Raw genomic sequence first — 14,811 nt, forward strand, 5'->3', positions numbered from 1 at the left:
GAGCGTTTCTTGAAAGCATTCTGAGACATTGCTGAATAAGCCAGATCGCAGCGTTCTAGGTCAGCGTCCAGCTTAATTTTTCAGTAACTTTTCAGCCAACTATCAATTGAATCTCAGTTAACGCTTCTATAATAGGTTCATATCCTTCAGGACACGAAAGAAAAGAGGAAAACCTTATGGAACGTATCACAAAGTACTTGCATCCGTTTCATTTCCAGACTATGGAGTCTAATATCGAACTGCTGCTGCGCTGTGAAGAGAAAGAAAGTACTCTCATTAAGAAGCTGGCTATCGATTGGTTTCGAAATGTGGAAAAGCGTTTCAACCCTTATCTCGACGACAGTGAAATCAGTCTACTAAATACATTAGCCGGTGAAAATTGTATGGTCTCTGCTACGATGTTAGAGGTGCTTTTTCTAGCTGAGGGGTATCAAGCAATAACGGATGGGCACTTTATTCCTCTCCAGCAAAAAGGTTCGCCAACGTGCCTTGAGAAAGCTCCTGCTGCATTAGTGTGGGAAATAGATCCGACAATGAAATCAATTAAGCTTCCAAACCATACAAACATTGATTTAAGAGGGATCGAAAAAAGCTGGTCAATTAAGCGCTTAGCTGAATATATGCAAAAGAACATGTCGCTTGATCAAGGCCTAATCTTAGCCGGAGGGGATATCACCGTATGGGGCCGCAGCTCACTGAAGCTAGACCCTTGGGTCATTGGCATTCAAAACCCATGGAATACGAACGCCAAACTGGGCGCCATCGCGATGCCGGAGGGCTCCCTGTCCACTTATAGTCCATTTGAGGATAAAACATCCGTTCCCAGCAGCGATATCGTGCAGTGCACCGTTGCTGGCCAAGATATGGTTGAGTGCCAAGTGTGGGCAAGAATACTGTGTATTCTTGGCGTCGAAGCAGGGCTTGCCTTGCTTGCAAAGCGCACCTCCGTTTGCGAAGCTATAGTGCTCTCCACGAACCAGGAGCTGCATTACTTTGGGAGAGAAGCATCTCTTAATAGAAGATGGCTGGACATGCACGTTGACCATTATCACTTTCAGGACGTGGCGTCCTGAGTAATTACAATTAAACACAGGTTTTAGCCATTACTTTTTCTAATTCCGCCCTTTGTCCACATTCAATTACACTTTATCCACAATACCCTTACAATTTATTCACAAAATAATCTGTTTTATCAACATGTTATCCACAACCTGTGTGCATCTTTTATAACTTTGTTAACACCTAAATCGGATATCTGACTGTCCCCCTACTTTGAACTAGACACGCTTTGCATGCTATGATGGTGTCAAAATATGCGATGTAGGGGCTTTATTCAAATGACATATGATGTAATTGTAATTGGCGGCGGTTCCGCTGGACTCATGGCCAGCATTGCTGCGAGTATGGATGGCGCGAAGGTGCTTTTGGTGGATAAAGGGGACAAGCTGGGGCGTAAGCTCGGGATATCCGGCGGCGGCAGATGCAACGTAACGAACAACAAAGACATGGATGAATTGATCAAGCATATTCCGGGCAACGGGCGCTTCTTATACAGTGCTTTAACCCATTTCAGCAACAAGGACATCATTAATTTCTTTGAAAATCTCGGGATACGCCTGAAGGAAGAAGACAACGGTCGTATGTTTCCTATCAGCGACAAGGCCAAAACCGTCGTAGACGCGTTGATCGGCCAAGTTCGCAGACAGGGTGTCGAGATCCGGACGAATAGTCCGGTCAAGCAGGTCTTGTACAAGGACGGCAGCGTCCAAGGCGTTCGTCTGCATTCCGGCGAAACGATGAACAGCAAAGCTGTTATCATTGCTTCCGGCGGATGCTCTGTGCCGCATACCGGCTCGACAGGAGACGGTTATGCTTGGGCCGAAGCTGGCGGGCACACCATCACGCAGCTGTTCCCGACCGAGGTGCCTTTAACCTCGAAAGAAGCTTTTATCCGCAGCCGTGAGCTGCAAGGTCTTTCCTTGCGGGACGTGACACTCAGCGTGTGGAACGCCAAAGGGAAATCGATCATCTCCCACCGCGGCGATATGTTATTTACTCATTTTGGCTTGTCAGGGCCGATTGCGCTGCGCTGTAGTCAATTCGTCATAAAAGAGCTCGCCAAATCAGAGCGTAAAGAAGTACTCTTAACCGTTGATCTCTTTCCGGATCAAAGCACGGACGAGGTTTACAACCAAAGCATGGCTCTCGCCAAAGCTGAAGCTAAAAAAGCGATCAAAAACGTGCTTAAGCCACTTCTATCCGATCGCCTAATCCCGATCATGCTCGAGAAGTCTGGCTTGGACGATCAGCTTACGTACGACAATATCCCGAAGCAAAAATGGCTCGAGCTGTGCAAACTGATGAAAGCCTTCCCCGTTATCGTCAAAGGGACACTCTCTATAGAAGAAGCCTTCGTCACAGGAGGCGGCGTTCAGCTGAAAGAAATCGATCCGAGCACGATGCAGTCTAAGCTCGTGAATGGGCTTTATTTCTGCGGTGAGATCCTCGATATTCACGGCTATACGGGCGGTTATAACATTACCGCGGCATTTTCTACTGGCTATATGGCTGGCAAGAATGCTGCTCAGCAGGCATAAAAAAGAAGGACCCGCATCCTCAGATGCAGGTCCTTCTTCCTTTTGTTCATTGATTATGCTGTAGCCAATTCGAGGTCGTCTTCTTCGTCACGATCAAATGCTGCACGATCGAATTCTCCCTCAGACTCAGCCACGAGCAATGCCGTAACTGTTGTTCCTGTAGCATTAACTGCTGTACGGCCCATGTCGATCAGTGCTTCAACACCAAGCACAAGACCCATACCTTCCAAAGGCAAGCCTAAAGCTGTAAGTACAACTGTTGTCGAAATCGCAGCTGGACCTGGAACGCCAGCCACACCAATGGAGGAAACCACACTAACTAAGATAAGAATAATATATTCGGAAATGCCAAGCGGAAGATTGTAAACCTTCGCTACGAATATCGCCACAACCGCCGGCCAAACCCCGCCGCAGCCGTTGAAGTTCATCGTTGCCCCAAGCGGTGCCACGAAGCTTGCAATACGCGGTGATACACGAAGGCGCTTCGTAATTACTTCCAAATTCACAGGCAGCGTTGCATAGCTGCTTCGTGTTGTGAATGCGACAGCAATTGTCGGATAAGCCTTTTTGAAGAATTTGATTGGGTTTACTTTTGCCACGAAAAGCACCAAACCACCGAAGATCAACACGAAGTGAATAATCAAAGCTACATAAGAAGTTAGGATAATTTTAGCCAGAGGAGCAAGTGTATCCAAACCATATTTGGCAGCCATTGCTGCGATTAACGCGTACACCCCATAAGGTGTCAGACGAATAACATACTTAACTACTTGGTGGACCACAGCTGTTGCCGATGTAATAAACGATTTAACTGCTGCTACACTTTCTGGCTTTTTCGAGCCGACATGTACAATGGCTACAGCAACAAAAATCGCGAAGATCAGAACCGGTACAACTTTCCCAGTTGCCATATCGTTAATTGGATTGGAAGGTACTAAGTCCAGAATAACCTGTGAAAACGTAGGAATTTCTCTTGCTTTAAAATCCTTCGGTACAGCCTGTGCAATGCCGTTACCCGGATCAATCACCAAAGCAACAATCAAACCGATCAGCGCTGCGATTCCTGTTGTTAGCAAGAACCAACCGATCGTTTTCAAACCCAGTTTACGGAGTTGGCCTAGACTGGATAACGATGAAATACTGTTTATGACTAGAATAAGTACTAAAGGCATTACGAGCATTTTGATCAAGTTTACATAGATAGTTCCGATCGTACTCACACTTTTAAATTGAAGCCCCAGTTGATTAAAAACTACCCCTGCTACTAAACCAAGTCCTAAACCAATGAAAACACGGTTACCAAAGCTTACTCTCTTTTTCGCCAATAAGAAGAGGAACCCGATAATGATAATGGATACGACTAGGCTGACCCAGTTGGTTTGAAATGCCGTCACTAAATTGTTATTCACTAGAATCATCTCCTTAATTCCTACGATGTTACTCGGTTTTATGGGATAAGAATATGACATTAGGCGTAACCTGTCAATAATTAATTTTCAAAAAAAACGAAAAACCGAACTATTCCACGGAAAAATCGAGGTTTAATACGGCTTTTAAACGTTTTATTGAATTCGGAAAATGGATTTACATCGTATGCTGGTCATGCACAATTGCAACTAGATACCACTGAGTCCCTGAGTTTTCGTAAACAAGCCGCAGACTGGTCCAATCCATCCCCTGAAACTGTGGATCTAGACCGGGATAATGATACTCCACCGTAATCGCTGAAGTCGTCGGATATACACTGAATACATTATTAATCATATTCCCTTTGCCGAGAATCATGTTATAACTGATTTGCGGTGCGGCTGCAAAATCTTCGTTATATACAAATTTGTTCCAATAGTTGGGAAAAGTGAGATCAATGGGGTCACCTGAACCGTCGTAATCGCCCCAGTGTGTCGTACTTGTATTTGCCCAAAGGGCTGCAAGCCCGCTGCCTAGAACCTGGACATCACTCGACACATGAATATAGGAGTACGGCGAGAATTGTACACCCTTTTTGGGATGGATTAGCTCAGCTAGCTTTTTCAGATCCTTCTCTTTCAGCGCTTGTATCGTTTCTTTGGCTCGGCTTTCGATTGCTTTTTTCGCGTCGGCTTCTTTGGCGTACGAAGTTGGACTTGGTTTGATACTAGGAGGAGTAGTAGTTGATCTCGGTACCTGTGCGGTTGAATTCGGTGTGAGTGTTGGTGCCGGTGAGATTGGCGTCGATGATGCAGAAGGAGCTGCTGTCTGTGGGGCCATTGATGTCGGTTGAGGGCTGCTGCTATTGCTTGTGCCTGTGGCACCTTTTGTTTGATCACCCATACATCCAGTCATCACGCTTATTATTGCTGCCACCAAAACCATCTCCACCATGCGTCTCATCCGAATCACTCCTCCACAAATTTACTTCCTTATCTCACCAGACGCGGTAATGATGGTAAAGGTTACGCATTCTGTGTTATCTACAATAAAAAGGCGCATGCCTAGAAAGCAGCAGAGATAGAAGTGAATAAATAAGCTGAAGTACTCGGCTTACTCAGTCCTTGGGCGAGAGTGTTTGCAAAGGCTTATGCACAAAAGTTACGCCCAAGACGAATATGTGTAACATTCGGTTGCTTATCCGTGAGATGTTGTATTTTGTACAACAATAGGCAAGCTAATCGAGGTTTCCCGCGCGAATGTTGCAGAAAATACAACAATTCCAGCCAAATGTGGCTCTATAGCCTATAAAAAGGCTAAATTGTTGTACAACATACAACATTCTTTAGCTTACCCAGATGAAATCATGGAAATTGTTGTACGTGGTACAACTCGGCTTCCTACCAAAAAAGCACTAACCCAGTTCGGGCTAGTGCTAAGGAACGCCCACGGATGAGTGGACACGTGGATTGTGAGGGTAGGTGAAGCTGGCCCAACATAAGGATGTTTTTCATCCTTATGGCGGGGTTGCTCGGCCGCGGGCGCGAGTTAGCGATGTTTTTCATCGCTATGGCTATGCTTTCGCACGACCAGCTCGGTTTTCTTGCGCCACGCGTCGGTTCGCCCCTCGCTGGCTGCACCTCGCTCATTCGAGCCATAAGCTCGCTCATTCGAACGGAATTCGCTCACTTTAGCTTCCGGGCCGACTCCCCGCTCCATTTTACATCCGAATACCGGCGCTGAAATGGTTGTAGTCGTCAGCAGACGGGTCAAAAGCTGCCTCTTCCTCGCTCGGCACTGCGTCGGTTACGGGCGATGCGTTCGCCTCAGCGTAGCTCTCGGACCAATCCTCATTCACGGTGTGGGCCGGAATGCGGATGGAACCCTCCAGATCGTACGCCATGGAGTATATCGCTGGCTCTGACTCAGCCTGCGGGCGATCCACTAAGCGCCCGCCGTGTGATTGCGCAATTTCTAGCGCTGAGGTTATCTCCTGTTCATCAAGATGGATATGCACCGTGGACATCTCTCCACCCAGTAATTCCGGCTTGTAGCCGAGCTCGTCCAGCGTATCAAGCGCAAGGAGCGCATCCCGCTCCTTCTCAAATTCAAAAAATATAGGAACAAAGCTCTTCATCGCACAGCATCCTTTCTTCCTCAACATGCAAAGTATGCCATTATCATCTACATATTGTTCCCACTTTATTCTACGTTCATGGCTTCCTGCACGAATGCCAGCAGCTCCGCATGATATTCTGGCACAGCAGCCACCAAGTAAACTGCCTGTGCCATCTCTCTCCCCTCTTCGAAGCTTGTTCTCACACCTGGATTTATACCCGCATTTGTACCAGCATTTGTACCAGCATTTGTATCTGTATTCGTACCTGTATTTGTATCTGCATTTGTACCTGCAATTGTATCTGCATTACTACCTATATTTGTCCCTGTACTTATTTCTGCACTTGCACTTGCACTTGCACTTGCACTTGCACTTGCACCTGCACTCGCACTCGCACCCGCACTTGCACTCGCACTCGCACTCACACCTGCACTTATCCCTCTACCCACCACAGCAGCCGTACCACCAAGCATAGCTACCGGATTACCCGCGAAATCCGTCACCTTCACGCCGGCCTCCTGCGCGAGCAGCAAACCCGCGTACAAATCCTCACCTTCGGAGTTGTACAACACGACACCATGAAGGTCGCCTCTGGCGAGCATCGCCCAGGTCAATGACGGCGCCCACATGCGCAGCACTCTTTTAACCGAATGCTCTAGATGATGCCTTAGTCCCAACGCTCTATGATCGTCCTTGCCAACCCCATGGCCTTGAATCCATGAAATTGTGGACTTGACCAACATTCCTTTCGGCTTCGCCTCAAGTTCAACATCCTCCTGCCAAGCACCTTCGTCTTTAACAGCAACATAATTTAGCCCCAAAGCCGAATCACGGATTACCCCAAGGACAATTTGTCCCTGATAACTCAAAGAGATGCAAACGCCATAAAGCGGTATGCCCAAGGCGAAATTATTCGTTCCATCCAGCGGATCGACATGCCAAACCCAATCGCTGACTGCCCCTCCTTCACCCGCTTCTTCACTATATATACGATGACTCGGAAACACCGCAAGGATGTCTTCCACAATCAAACGATCCGCCTGCACATCTACTTCGGTGACCAAATCGCCGCGATCATCCTTATGCTGAATGGTCAGCTTACCTCCGAAACGCTCTCTTGCCAGTTCTCCTGCTTTCGTTGCCGCTTTAACAGCAACCTCTCTTGCTAATGACCACTCGTTACGATTCATTCACTTAGGCCCCTTCAAGTAATCTAGTACTCCTTCTCATATTTTACCATATCCTCCCTGCAAAAGTTGTCGCAAACGCACACTGCTGCATTGACAAGCAGCCTCTACATAAGTGATAATATAGCAAAATCAGAAGCGATATAAGCAGTCGAAAGGGGCAATACGAGTATGGTTAAGCAGCATCAACACAAGATATTGGATTGTACGATTCGGGACGGCGGTTTGGTGAACGATTGGGATTTTAGCGTGGAATTTGTTCAAGACATGTATCGCGGCTTAAGTGCAGCCGGTGTAGAATATATGGAAATTGGTTATAAAAACTCGGAAAAGCTGCTTAAAGGCGGAGCGTCCGGTCCTTGGAGATTCTTAAATGAGTCCTTTCTTCGTGACGTTATTACCAAAAAAACCGATACAAAACTATCTGCTCTCGTAGATATCGGCCGTGTCGATGAGAACGACATTTTACCTCGTGAAGACAGCTTACTTGACCTGATCCGCGTTGCTTGTTACATCAAAGACGTTGATAAAGGCCTGGAGCTTGTTCAAAAGTTCAATAACATGGGCTACGAAACATCCATTAACATTATGGCGCTTTCCCACGTAATGGAAAATGAACTGGTTGAAGCTTTTGAAGAAATTAATAAAAGCCCTGTTGACGTTGTCTATATCGTAGACTCCTACGGCAGCATGGATCATAAAGACATTGACTACCTCGTAACGAAGTTCCAACGTCTGCTTCCTGAGAAAGAACTAGGCTTACACATGCACAACAACCTGCAGCTTGCTTTCGCAAACACAATTGCCGGTGCTTCCAAAGGCGTGTCTTTCCTTGATTCCTCCGTATATGGAATGGGCCGCGCAGCAGGGAACTGTACGACGGAACTACTTCTTAGCTATTTAAAAGGAGCACGTTACGACATTCGTCCAGTACTAGAAATTATCGAGAAACACATGATTACTATGCGTCAAAAATGGGATTGGGGCTATCTCATTCCTTACATGATCGTAGGAGCGCTTGATGAGCATCCGCGTACGGCTATGGCTCAACTTAGCTCAGATGAAAGAAATAACTTTGTAGATTTCTATGACCGTTTGACTTCCGTAGAAACAGCTCCTATTGTTCATAAAAACTAATATTCTCAACTAAAAAGACCCCTTATTGACAGTTCTCGAAGGCTTCGGCCTTTAGATCTATCGATAGGGGGTTTTTCATATGCCTTAACCTATTTGATGATTTTGGCTGATACGACGTAGTCTTCTGCATACGCACGGTCAATGAGGAAGATGAAATCCTCTTCTTCTCGGCGATACGGGGTTTTTTTAGGGAAAACTTCAATATACTCACTCTCGATTAACTCTGTACAATTCTCGTCTGCGTAGATCAATCCGTCTTCTAAACGTTTTAGCGCCTCAACCATAACCTCCCGGGATTTGAACTCCCCTTGAATCTCTACATAGACTTTTGCGGTAGCATCGTGGTCCTGCAGTAAAATCGCTACTTTTTGGTTAGTTTTGATGCGCACTTTCTTTTTTGGAGTTATGCTCATTTGTCCTACTCCTTCGTTAGTCTTCTATAGGTTATTTTATGTCACAAAGGCGGAACGCGGACTAGGCTAATGAACGCTAACGAGACACTCCCCAAAGACTGGGCTTTTCACATATGTATGTAAATGTACCGAATAGAGAAAATAAAGAACGAATCGACACCGCTGACCATCAGCCAGCCGTTAGGAGTGAAATCTATCCGCCATGAGCCGCATATTGCTAATTGAGGACGAAGAACGCATCGCTAGGGTGCTTCAGCTGGAGCTGGAGCATGAGGGCTATGAGGTACATATAAGAGCAGATGGGCGCTCTGGACTGAATGCAGCCTTAGACGAGTCGGAGGACTGGGAGCTTATCCTGCTTGACGTCATGCTGCCGGAATTGAGCGGTCTAGAGGTGCTTCGCCGCATACGGCAGGTAACCGCTACCCTTCCCATTATCCTGCTGACGGCACGTGACGCCGTCCCCGACCGAGTCAGCGGACTTGACCAAGGCGCTAACGACTATGTGACGAAACCTTTTGCCACGATCGAATTGCTCGCCCGCATTCGCAGTCTGCTCCGCCAAAAAAGCTTTCAGGACCAGTCAGCAGAGCAGCCTCATTTACTTAAAGTGGATGATCTAACCATGGATTTAAAGAGTAGAGCCGTTACCCGAGAAGGTACACCGATCGAATTAACGCCTACAGAGTTTGATTTACTGCGCTTCCTGATTCAGCACCAGGATGAAGTGATGTCGCGGGAGCAGATCATTTCGGAGGTTTGGGGATATGATTTCGTAGGGGATACGAACGTGGTTGACGTGTATATCCGATATTTGCGGCAAAAGGTGGACAAGCCCTTCTCCTCCAAGCTCATTCAGACGATGCGCGGTATCGGCTACTTGCTGAAGGTTGAACCTTCCTCAAGCAAAGAGGCGGACGAATCAGCTGGTGAAGCTCTCCCTAAAGACGGGCAGACACCCTCATGAGCCTTAAGTTGAAAATCACACTGTGGGTTTCCGCAGGACTGATGTTGATCCTTTTTTTCAGCTTCACCTTTGTCTACTATATGTTCATTCGGGTTACAACCAATGGCGAACTGGAGCTGCTGAAAGAAAAAGCCCGCACCCTGATTCTGAAGGATTTACCTAATCATCCGGAATATTGGCAGAATAACTCGCAGATGGAAGAGCTCCTCATTCCGCAAGAAATGGTACGGTATATTGCTCCTGATTCGAAGGTTGTTTACCAAATATATTCTGACCCCAAGTTGCTCCGCTTTTTTGCCAAATATGTAGACAAAGAAACGGTCATCTTAGAAACAGCGCCCGACGGAATTTTTATATTCGTGAAAATGCCTGTGTTCAAAGAAGGCCATCAGGTTGCTATTTTAGAAATTGGACGCAACCTGCGGAGGTTGGGTGAATACTCCCGCATGCTCATCTCTATACTTTTATTAACTTCCACGGGTGCGCTGATCCTAGCTCTCCTTGGGGGTTATTTCTACACGAATGTGCTCTTTCGGCCGCTTCAGCAATTAGCAACCACCATGCAAAATATTGAGAAAAGCGGCTCTTTTAGACACATCCCCCTGCCCGACAAGCTCACGAATGATGAGTTAACCATACTTAGTGCAACATTTAATAGAATGATTGATAGGCTGAAGGAAATGTTTCAAAAGCAAGAGCAATTCCTTGCGGATGCGTCACACGAGCTGCGTACGCCGCTCACGATCATTGAGAGCTACGCTAGCTTATTGCGAAGATGGGCTTTCCGGGATGATAAGCTGCGTGAAGAAGCGCTCGAAGCCATCATCTCCGAATCAGCCCAGCTGAAGATTCTCACGCAAAATCTGCTCTCCCTTACCGATAAAGAGCGAGAAGACTGTGAACAAAAGAGCACCTTCGACCTCCTTCCGATTGCCCAGCAAACCGCAGGCTCGCTTAGAGTCACCTCCAGCAGAGAGATTGAGGTGCAGATTGCGCAAGATCTGAAAGAGCTTCCTATGACCGGAGATCCTTATAAGATCAGGCAGCTTCTCATTATTTTGCTAGATAACGCGCTCAAATACAGCCAGCAAATGGTTGTGTTGAAAATCGGCATCACAGAGAACAAATGCGTTACCATCGAAGTCATTGATCAAGGCATTGGTATTGCAGAAAGTGACATACCGCACCTTTTTGACCGCTTCTATCGGACGGATAAAGCAAGGAATCGCAAGCAAGGCGGAGTGGGTCTGGGACTGGCTATTGCGAAGCATATCGTTCAGAAGCATGAGGGGACCATTCAGCTCAAAAGCTGTTTAGGTCAAGGAACTACCGCTTTGATTACGCTGCCAAGAACATGTCAATAAAAATATTATAATGGAATTCTCATCATATTCTCAGAATTTATCTTAACACCATTGATACCACTGGCCACAGGGCTGCAAGGTAAATGTTAGGTGGAATTTCATCTGGTATACTTGGGCTGTTAGACGAACAATCCACAAGTTAGCTCAGTAGAAGAGTCTTGCAAATCAAGTTTTCTAATGAAAACTTAGCATAGGCTTGCAACGTAAGTTTACTTACGAAAACTCTAAGGAGGCATTCCAGATGAAAAACCATCAAAAAACGTGGTATAAAAAATTAGTCATTACGGCATTGACCGTTTCCATAGGACTTTCTGCAGGAATGGTGAGTGCGCCTCATCAAGCCGGAGCAGCAGCAGCTATCGATGCATCAATCACAGCAACTTCTCGTGGCAGTCAAGTGATTTCGATTGGTAAAAACTATTTGGGAAGACCTTATCAATTCGGTGCAAAAGCGGGCCAAACGCGAACATTTGACTGCTCCTCCTTCACGCAATACGTGTTCAAGCGGGTTGGCGTAAACCTGCCGCGGACATCTAAACAGCAATCCCATGTCGGAACATACGTATCTAGAAGCAACCTTCGCACAGGCGATCTCGTGTTCTTCTCTATTCCGGGCAAACCCGGCGTCATTAACCATGTAGCCATTTATATGGGCAACGGTAACCTACTGCAGACATACGGTGCAGGCGGAGTCCGCATTACTAACATTCACAGCGGAACTTGGTCGTCCCGTTACATGACCGCTCGCCGCGTCCTATAGTTCAACAAGGATAACCCTCAGCCATATGGCTTGAGGGTTTTTGTTTTTCACCTAGGAATCTGCAAGCCGTAATGTATTCCGCCCTACTGACTCGCTAGTAACGGATGTACGCCTCAACATAGTTTTCCCTCAAGCCTCGCTTGCGTACCTTGATCTGCAGCAGACGTTGTTTGTAGCTCACTCTAGCCGTCCTCGGCTGCACAAGGGTCGGCAGCTTAATGATTCGGTTCTTGCCGCTGAGAAAGCCAGTCAGCTTAATCTGATTGGATTTCACAAACACCTGCAGCGCTTTTGGATCTTCATCTTTGGCAATCTTCACTTTAATAATGACGTGTTCATGCGTCTCAAAGATTTCAGAGCCCGCAAATCCCTGGGAAGAGAGAGTGGCATCCAAACCCGGCATTGCTTTTTTCAGCATGTCCTGTACATATCCTTCGGCCCACGTCATATTATCTAGAAAGGTCTGCCCTTTTTCACCGAAAGGCAGCTTTTGCCCAAGGAACTTCTCAACTTGCTCCCATTTTAGCCAAGGATGGCGATTAAACCCGCTCAAGCTCATCACCTCATTTTCACTAGCAGTATATGTGCCTACTCCCTGATGTGACACCCCGAGGAAAAACAGGGCACCACTAGGCGAATACCCTCATATACTATAGTTGTGATTAGCGCAAGGGGGGATCAACTATGCCATCTATCGTAGGGAATGTCAAAATCATCAGCGTGGGGCCGAGCTCCGTTGTCCAATTCGGCGATTCCTTTATCATCGCACCTAATAGCTCCTCCAAAACTTTTGCCGGAGCAGGCTCATTTAATACCGGGGATTTTCCTCGCATCTATAATGCCTACAGCACCACCGTAACCAACGATTCCGACCTTATCGAAAACAATGCCAGCGGAATTATCATTTAATATCCATTCATTTATTAACCTGAGCGAGGTGTTCATCCAAAATGAACTGGACCATTCATCAGACCATTATGATTCAGCATTTAAAAGTGGACTCAGTCGCTAACTCCTCCGTTCTGCAAATTGGCACCGCCGGATCTATCCGATCATTATCTAATCTTTACAATACAGGCGGCTTCGTTGAATCCGCTCCAGAGATGGGGGCAAGCACAACGAACCCCGTCTCTCTGGTTCCTTTACCACCGCCAACTTAATATATTCCCCAGCTCGGGGTGTTACAAGCTCAATGAAACCGGAAGGAGGTGCCTTTCCTAGATGCAGAATTGTATAACTTGGCAGCAATGGGCCCAGCAGGTCTCCGCCTATATTGAGATGCAGAAACAGCGAATCGATACGCTCGAACAAACCGTAAGCAAACTGCAAACGGACCTCAACGCCTTGAGAAATCAGAAGGGCGTCCACATCGATAAAATTGAATATAAATTCGATCAACTCAAAGTCGAAAAGCTAGACGGGACCTTAACAATCGGTATCAGCCCCAGCTTACTTGACCAAATCGATGACTTATCAGTGAATAGTGCCTCGATGGGCAAATATGCCGGTGCTGATGCGAATGCATTTTTTCAGGGGCAAGGGCAAATGAAAGGGCAAATGCAAGGTCAAGGAATAAGTCAATGGCATGGAATAGGGCAGAGACCACAAGAGCAAGAACAAAAGCAAGGTCCAGGGGCGGGGAATCAAGGGCAAGAACAGGAGAAAGGAAATCCCGCAGGTTTTGGCATTCAGCAGGAAGTCTCTAGCGGAATAGAACAATACTTGCAATATGGTGTTCATGCCGATATGCACAATCTCGAAAACAAATATCAGTATCCATTGGACGAAGATTACAAAGCCCTCATTATCGATGATATCCGTAAACAGCTAGACACACGCATTCAGCTTTATATCAATCAGTACCGCAGTGTCGGTTTCAAAGAACCGATGGATGCCGTCACAACTAGTATTTTTGAGAAAACAAAACAAGACATAATCAGTGCAATTGAGAGTTACATATCCAGTTTACCAAGGAAGGAAGGCTAGAATATGCTGAACTTACATGTGGAAAACAAACAACTTTTCGTAGGTGATGTGCGAATCATCGGGGTCGCCAGTTCTTCTGTATTTCTTATTGGCGATACGGAAGTCATTTCATTGTCCTCCATGTTCGACACCCCTCCCGAATCGGTCATCATTTCTCCATTCGTACCTCTTCCATCGGAGGGTTGACCTATGGTTCGCTTATCCATCGTCGGCAATGTCTATATCAATGACTTAAGCTCAAGCAGTATCATGCAAGTTGGCGATAACGTCAACACAGCTCTAAAAACAAGAGTCTTCGCTGTCCAGCGTGAAGTTCCCTTCTATTATGGGAATGAGGGAAGCTTCAAGGCTTATCCCTTTTATCAAAGACCCTTTCCCATCCCCCAGCCTCATGAACCCTTCACAATGTGTGTGGATAACTTAGGCTCATTTATTCGTGTGCATAATATCCGTATTCTTGGCGTTTCCTCTTCCTCTATGTTGCAGATCGGCTGTAATCGTATCACCAGTGGCGAAACCCGCATCAAAAACATCCGCCAATTCGTCACAGATAAACCCGGCCCCAAAGAAAAGACAACCTTTGTCAAACTAGGCAAAGAAGAAGGCGTTGGCTTCTTCGAAGCGACTCCCCAGCAGTAACTTTAGGAGAGCGACATTGAGTTTCTAAAATCGGAATCCATCGCCATGTATGCTCGCGTGATGTTGCTGGATGAATGAAAAAATGAATGAATATATGTTTGCACCCACACCCTCGGTCGAATGATCGGTCTAACCCCCTAATACTGGACACTAGTCGACTAAAGCAACAGATTACTTATTAAATTGCGAGTTTAAACGGCTTTACTTCATTTTTCTTTAACTTCTCGAGAAATTC

General features: G+C 46.4%; 17 protein-coding genes. 11 read left to right on the forward strand and 6 right to left on the reverse strand.

Annotated elements, in window-relative coordinates:
• Positions 1-176: 176 nt before the first annotated feature.
• Positions 177-1,073: an FAD:protein FMN transferase gene (locus AC58U0_RS27905; protein WP_497382119.1), complete on the forward strand. Its 897-nt coding sequence runs from the start codon at positions 177-179 to the stop codon at positions 1,071-1,073.
• Positions 1,074-1,337: 264 nt separating this feature from the next.
• Complete coding sequence (locus AC58U0_RS27910) at positions 1,338-2,597, forward strand: BaiN/RdsA family NAD(P)/FAD-dependent oxidoreductase (RefSeq protein ID WP_497382120.1); 1,260 nt, start codon at positions 1,338-1,340, stop codon at positions 2,595-2,597.
• Positions 2,598-2,650: 53 nt separating this feature from the next.
• Here AC58U0_RS27910 and AC58U0_RS27915 read toward each other — a convergent pair whose 3' ends face one another.
• The 4 genes from AC58U0_RS27915 to AC58U0_RS27930 all read right to left on the reverse strand — a co-directional run bounded on the left by AC58U0_RS27915 (position 2,651) and on the right by AC58U0_RS27930 (position 7,313).
• Positions 2,651-4,006 carry a dicarboxylate/amino acid:cation symporter gene (locus tag AC58U0_RS27915; protein WP_497382121.1) on the reverse strand — a complete coding sequence of 452 codons (1,356 nt, stop codon included), beginning with the start codon at positions 4,004-4,006 and terminating at the stop codon, positions 2,651-2,653.
• A 175-nt stretch (positions 4,007-4,181) separates the two neighbouring features.
• Positions 4,182-4,967 (reverse strand): hypothetical protein, encoded by a 786-nt coding sequence (locus AC58U0_RS27920; RefSeq protein ID WP_497382122.1) that lies wholly within the window; start codon positions 4,965-4,967, stop codon positions 4,182-4,184.
• A 757-nt stretch (positions 4,968-5,724) separates the two neighbouring features.
• Entirely contained in the window at positions 5,725-6,141 is a 417-nt protein-coding gene (locus AC58U0_RS27925) for a hypothetical protein (protein WP_497382123.1), read from the reverse strand.
• Positions 6,142-6,206: 65 nt separating this feature from the next.
• Positions 6,207-7,313 (reverse strand): inositol monophosphatase family protein, encoded by a 1,107-nt coding sequence (locus AC58U0_RS27930; RefSeq protein ID WP_497382124.1) that lies wholly within the window; start codon positions 7,311-7,313, stop codon positions 6,207-6,209.
• Between the two features lie 168 nt (positions 7,314-7,481).
• Between AC58U0_RS27930 and AC58U0_RS27935 the strand changes: the two genes are divergently transcribed.
• Positions 7,482-8,447 (forward strand): aldolase catalytic domain-containing protein, encoded by a 966-nt coding sequence (locus tag AC58U0_RS27935; protein WP_057303664.1) that lies wholly within the window; start codon positions 7,482-7,484, stop codon positions 8,445-8,447.
• A gap of 89 nt (positions 8,448-8,536) precedes the next feature.
• Here AC58U0_RS27935 and AC58U0_RS27940 read toward each other — a convergent pair whose 3' ends face one another.
• Positions 8,537-8,860 carry a hypothetical protein gene (locus AC58U0_RS27940; RefSeq protein WP_057303663.1) on the reverse strand — a complete coding sequence of 108 codons (324 nt, stop codon included), beginning with the start codon at positions 8,858-8,860 and terminating at the stop codon, positions 8,537-8,539.
• Positions 8,861-9,062: 202 nt separating this feature from the next.
• Here AC58U0_RS27940 and AC58U0_RS27945 point away from each other — a divergent pair, with 202 nt between their 5' ends.
• From AC58U0_RS27945 to AC58U0_RS27955, 3 genes are all read left to right on the forward strand, one after another.
• The gene (locus AC58U0_RS27945) at positions 9,063-9,827 is read left to right on the forward strand and encodes a response regulator transcription factor (RefSeq protein WP_497382125.1); all 765 of its coding nucleotides are present in this window, start codon (positions 9,063-9,065) and stop codon (positions 9,825-9,827) included.
• On the forward strand, positions 9,824-11,191 hold the full coding sequence (locus tag AC58U0_RS27950; RefSeq protein WP_497382126.1) for a sensor histidine kinase: 1,368 nt from the start codon (positions 9,824-9,826) through the stop codon (positions 11,189-11,191). The genes AC58U0_RS27945 and AC58U0_RS27950 overlap by 4 nt, the downstream gene beginning before the upstream one ends.
• A 241-nt stretch (positions 11,192-11,432) precedes the next feature.
• A complete protein-coding gene (locus AC58U0_RS27955; protein ID WP_497382127.1) occupies positions 11,433-11,951 on the forward strand; it encodes a C40 family peptidase in 519 nt (172 codons plus the stop codon).
• Positions 11,952-12,045: 94 nt separating this feature from the next.
• Here the strand turns inward: AC58U0_RS27955 and AC58U0_RS27960 are convergent, their stop codons facing one another.
• On the reverse strand, positions 12,046-12,504 hold the full coding sequence (locus tag AC58U0_RS27960) for an Hsp20/alpha crystallin family protein (RefSeq protein ID WP_497382128.1): 459 nt from the start codon (positions 12,502-12,504) through the stop codon (positions 12,046-12,048).
• 131 nt (positions 12,505-12,635) lie between these two features.
• Between AC58U0_RS27960 and AC58U0_RS27965 the strand changes: the two genes are divergently transcribed.
• From AC58U0_RS27965 to AC58U0_RS27985, 5 genes are all read left to right on the forward strand, one after another.
• Positions 12,636-12,860, forward strand: a complete 225-nt coding sequence (locus AC58U0_RS27965) for a spore germination protein (protein WP_497382129.1) — start codon at positions 12,636-12,638, stop codon at positions 12,858-12,860.
• A 41-nt stretch (positions 12,861-12,901) separates the two neighbouring features.
• A complete protein-coding gene (locus AC58U0_RS27970; RefSeq protein WP_497382130.1) occupies positions 12,902-13,111 on the forward strand; it encodes a spore germination protein GerPB in 210 nt (69 codons plus the stop codon).
• A gap of 61 nt (positions 13,112-13,172) precedes the next feature.
• A complete protein-coding gene (gerPC, locus tag AC58U0_RS27975; protein WP_497382131.1) occupies positions 13,173-13,937 on the forward strand; it encodes a spore germination protein GerPC in 765 nt (254 codons plus the stop codon).
• Between the two features lie 3 nt (positions 13,938-13,940).
• Positions 13,941-14,123: a spore germination protein GerPD gene (locus tag AC58U0_RS27980; protein ID WP_057303656.1), complete on the forward strand. Its 183-nt coding sequence runs from the start codon at positions 13,941-13,943 to the stop codon at positions 14,121-14,123.
• A gap of 3 nt (positions 14,124-14,126) precedes the next feature.
• Positions 14,127-14,576 carry a spore germination protein GerPE gene (locus tag AC58U0_RS27985; RefSeq protein ID WP_497382132.1) on the forward strand — a complete coding sequence of 150 codons (450 nt, stop codon included), beginning with the start codon at positions 14,127-14,129 and terminating at the stop codon, positions 14,574-14,576.
• Positions 14,577-14,811 lie beyond the last annotated feature (235 nt).

The sequence above is a fragment of the Paenibacillus sp. J31P190 genome, from assembly GCF_059692075.1.

Excerpts from the sequence above, each read along its gene's own strand:
- AC58U0_RS27935 (WP_057303664.1), top strand. The coding sequence starts at position 7,482 with ATGGTTAAGCAGCATCAACACAAGATATTGGATTGTACGATTCGGGAC.
- gerPC (WP_497382131.1), top strand. The coding sequence starts at position 13,173 with ATGCAGAATTGTATAACTTGGCAGCAATGGGCCCAGCAGGTCTCCGCC.
- AC58U0_RS27945 (WP_497382125.1), top strand. The coding sequence starts at position 9,063 with ATGAGCCGCATATTGCTAATTGAGGACGAAGAACGCATCGCTAGGGTG.
- AC58U0_RS27955 (WP_497382127.1), top strand. The coding sequence starts at position 11,433 with ATGAAAAACCATCAAAAAACGTGGTATAAAAAATTAGTCATTACGGCA.
- AC58U0_RS27905 (WP_497382119.1), top strand. The coding sequence starts at position 177 with ATGGAACGTATCACAAAGTACTTGCATCCGTTTCATTTCCAGACTATG.
- AC58U0_RS27985 (WP_497382132.1), top strand. The coding sequence starts at position 14,127 with ATGGTTCGCTTATCCATCGTCGGCAATGTCTATATCAATGACTTAAGC.
- AC58U0_RS27910 (WP_497382120.1), top strand. The coding sequence starts at position 1,338 with ATGACATATGATGTAATTGTAATTGGCGGCGGTTCCGCTGGACTCATG.
- AC58U0_RS27930 (WP_497382124.1), bottom strand. The coding sequence starts at position 7,313 with ATGAATCGTAACGAGTGGTCATTAGCAAGAGAGGTTGCTGTTAAAGCG.
- AC58U0_RS27980 (WP_057303656.1), top strand. The coding sequence starts at position 13,941 with ATGCTGAACTTACATGTGGAAAACAAACAACTTTTCGTAGGTGATGTG.
- AC58U0_RS27950 (WP_497382126.1), top strand. The coding sequence starts at position 9,824 with ATGAGCCTTAAGTTGAAAATCACACTGTGGGTTTCCGCAGGACTGATG.
- AC58U0_RS27965 (WP_497382129.1), top strand. The coding sequence starts at position 12,636 with ATGCCATCTATCGTAGGGAATGTCAAAATCATCAGCGTGGGGCCGAGC.
- AC58U0_RS27970 (WP_497382130.1), top strand. The coding sequence starts at position 12,902 with ATGAACTGGACCATTCATCAGACCATTATGATTCAGCATTTAAAAGTG.
- AC58U0_RS27920 (WP_497382122.1), bottom strand. The coding sequence starts at position 4,967 with ATGAGACGCATGGTGGAGATGGTTTTGGTGGCAGCAATAATAAGCGTG.
- AC58U0_RS27925 (WP_497382123.1), bottom strand. The coding sequence starts at position 6,141 with ATGAAGAGCTTTGTTCCTATATTTTTTGAATTTGAGAAGGAGCGGGAT.
- AC58U0_RS27940 (WP_057303663.1), bottom strand. The coding sequence starts at position 8,860 with ATGAGCATAACTCCAAAAAAGAAAGTGCGCATCAAAACTAACCAAAAA.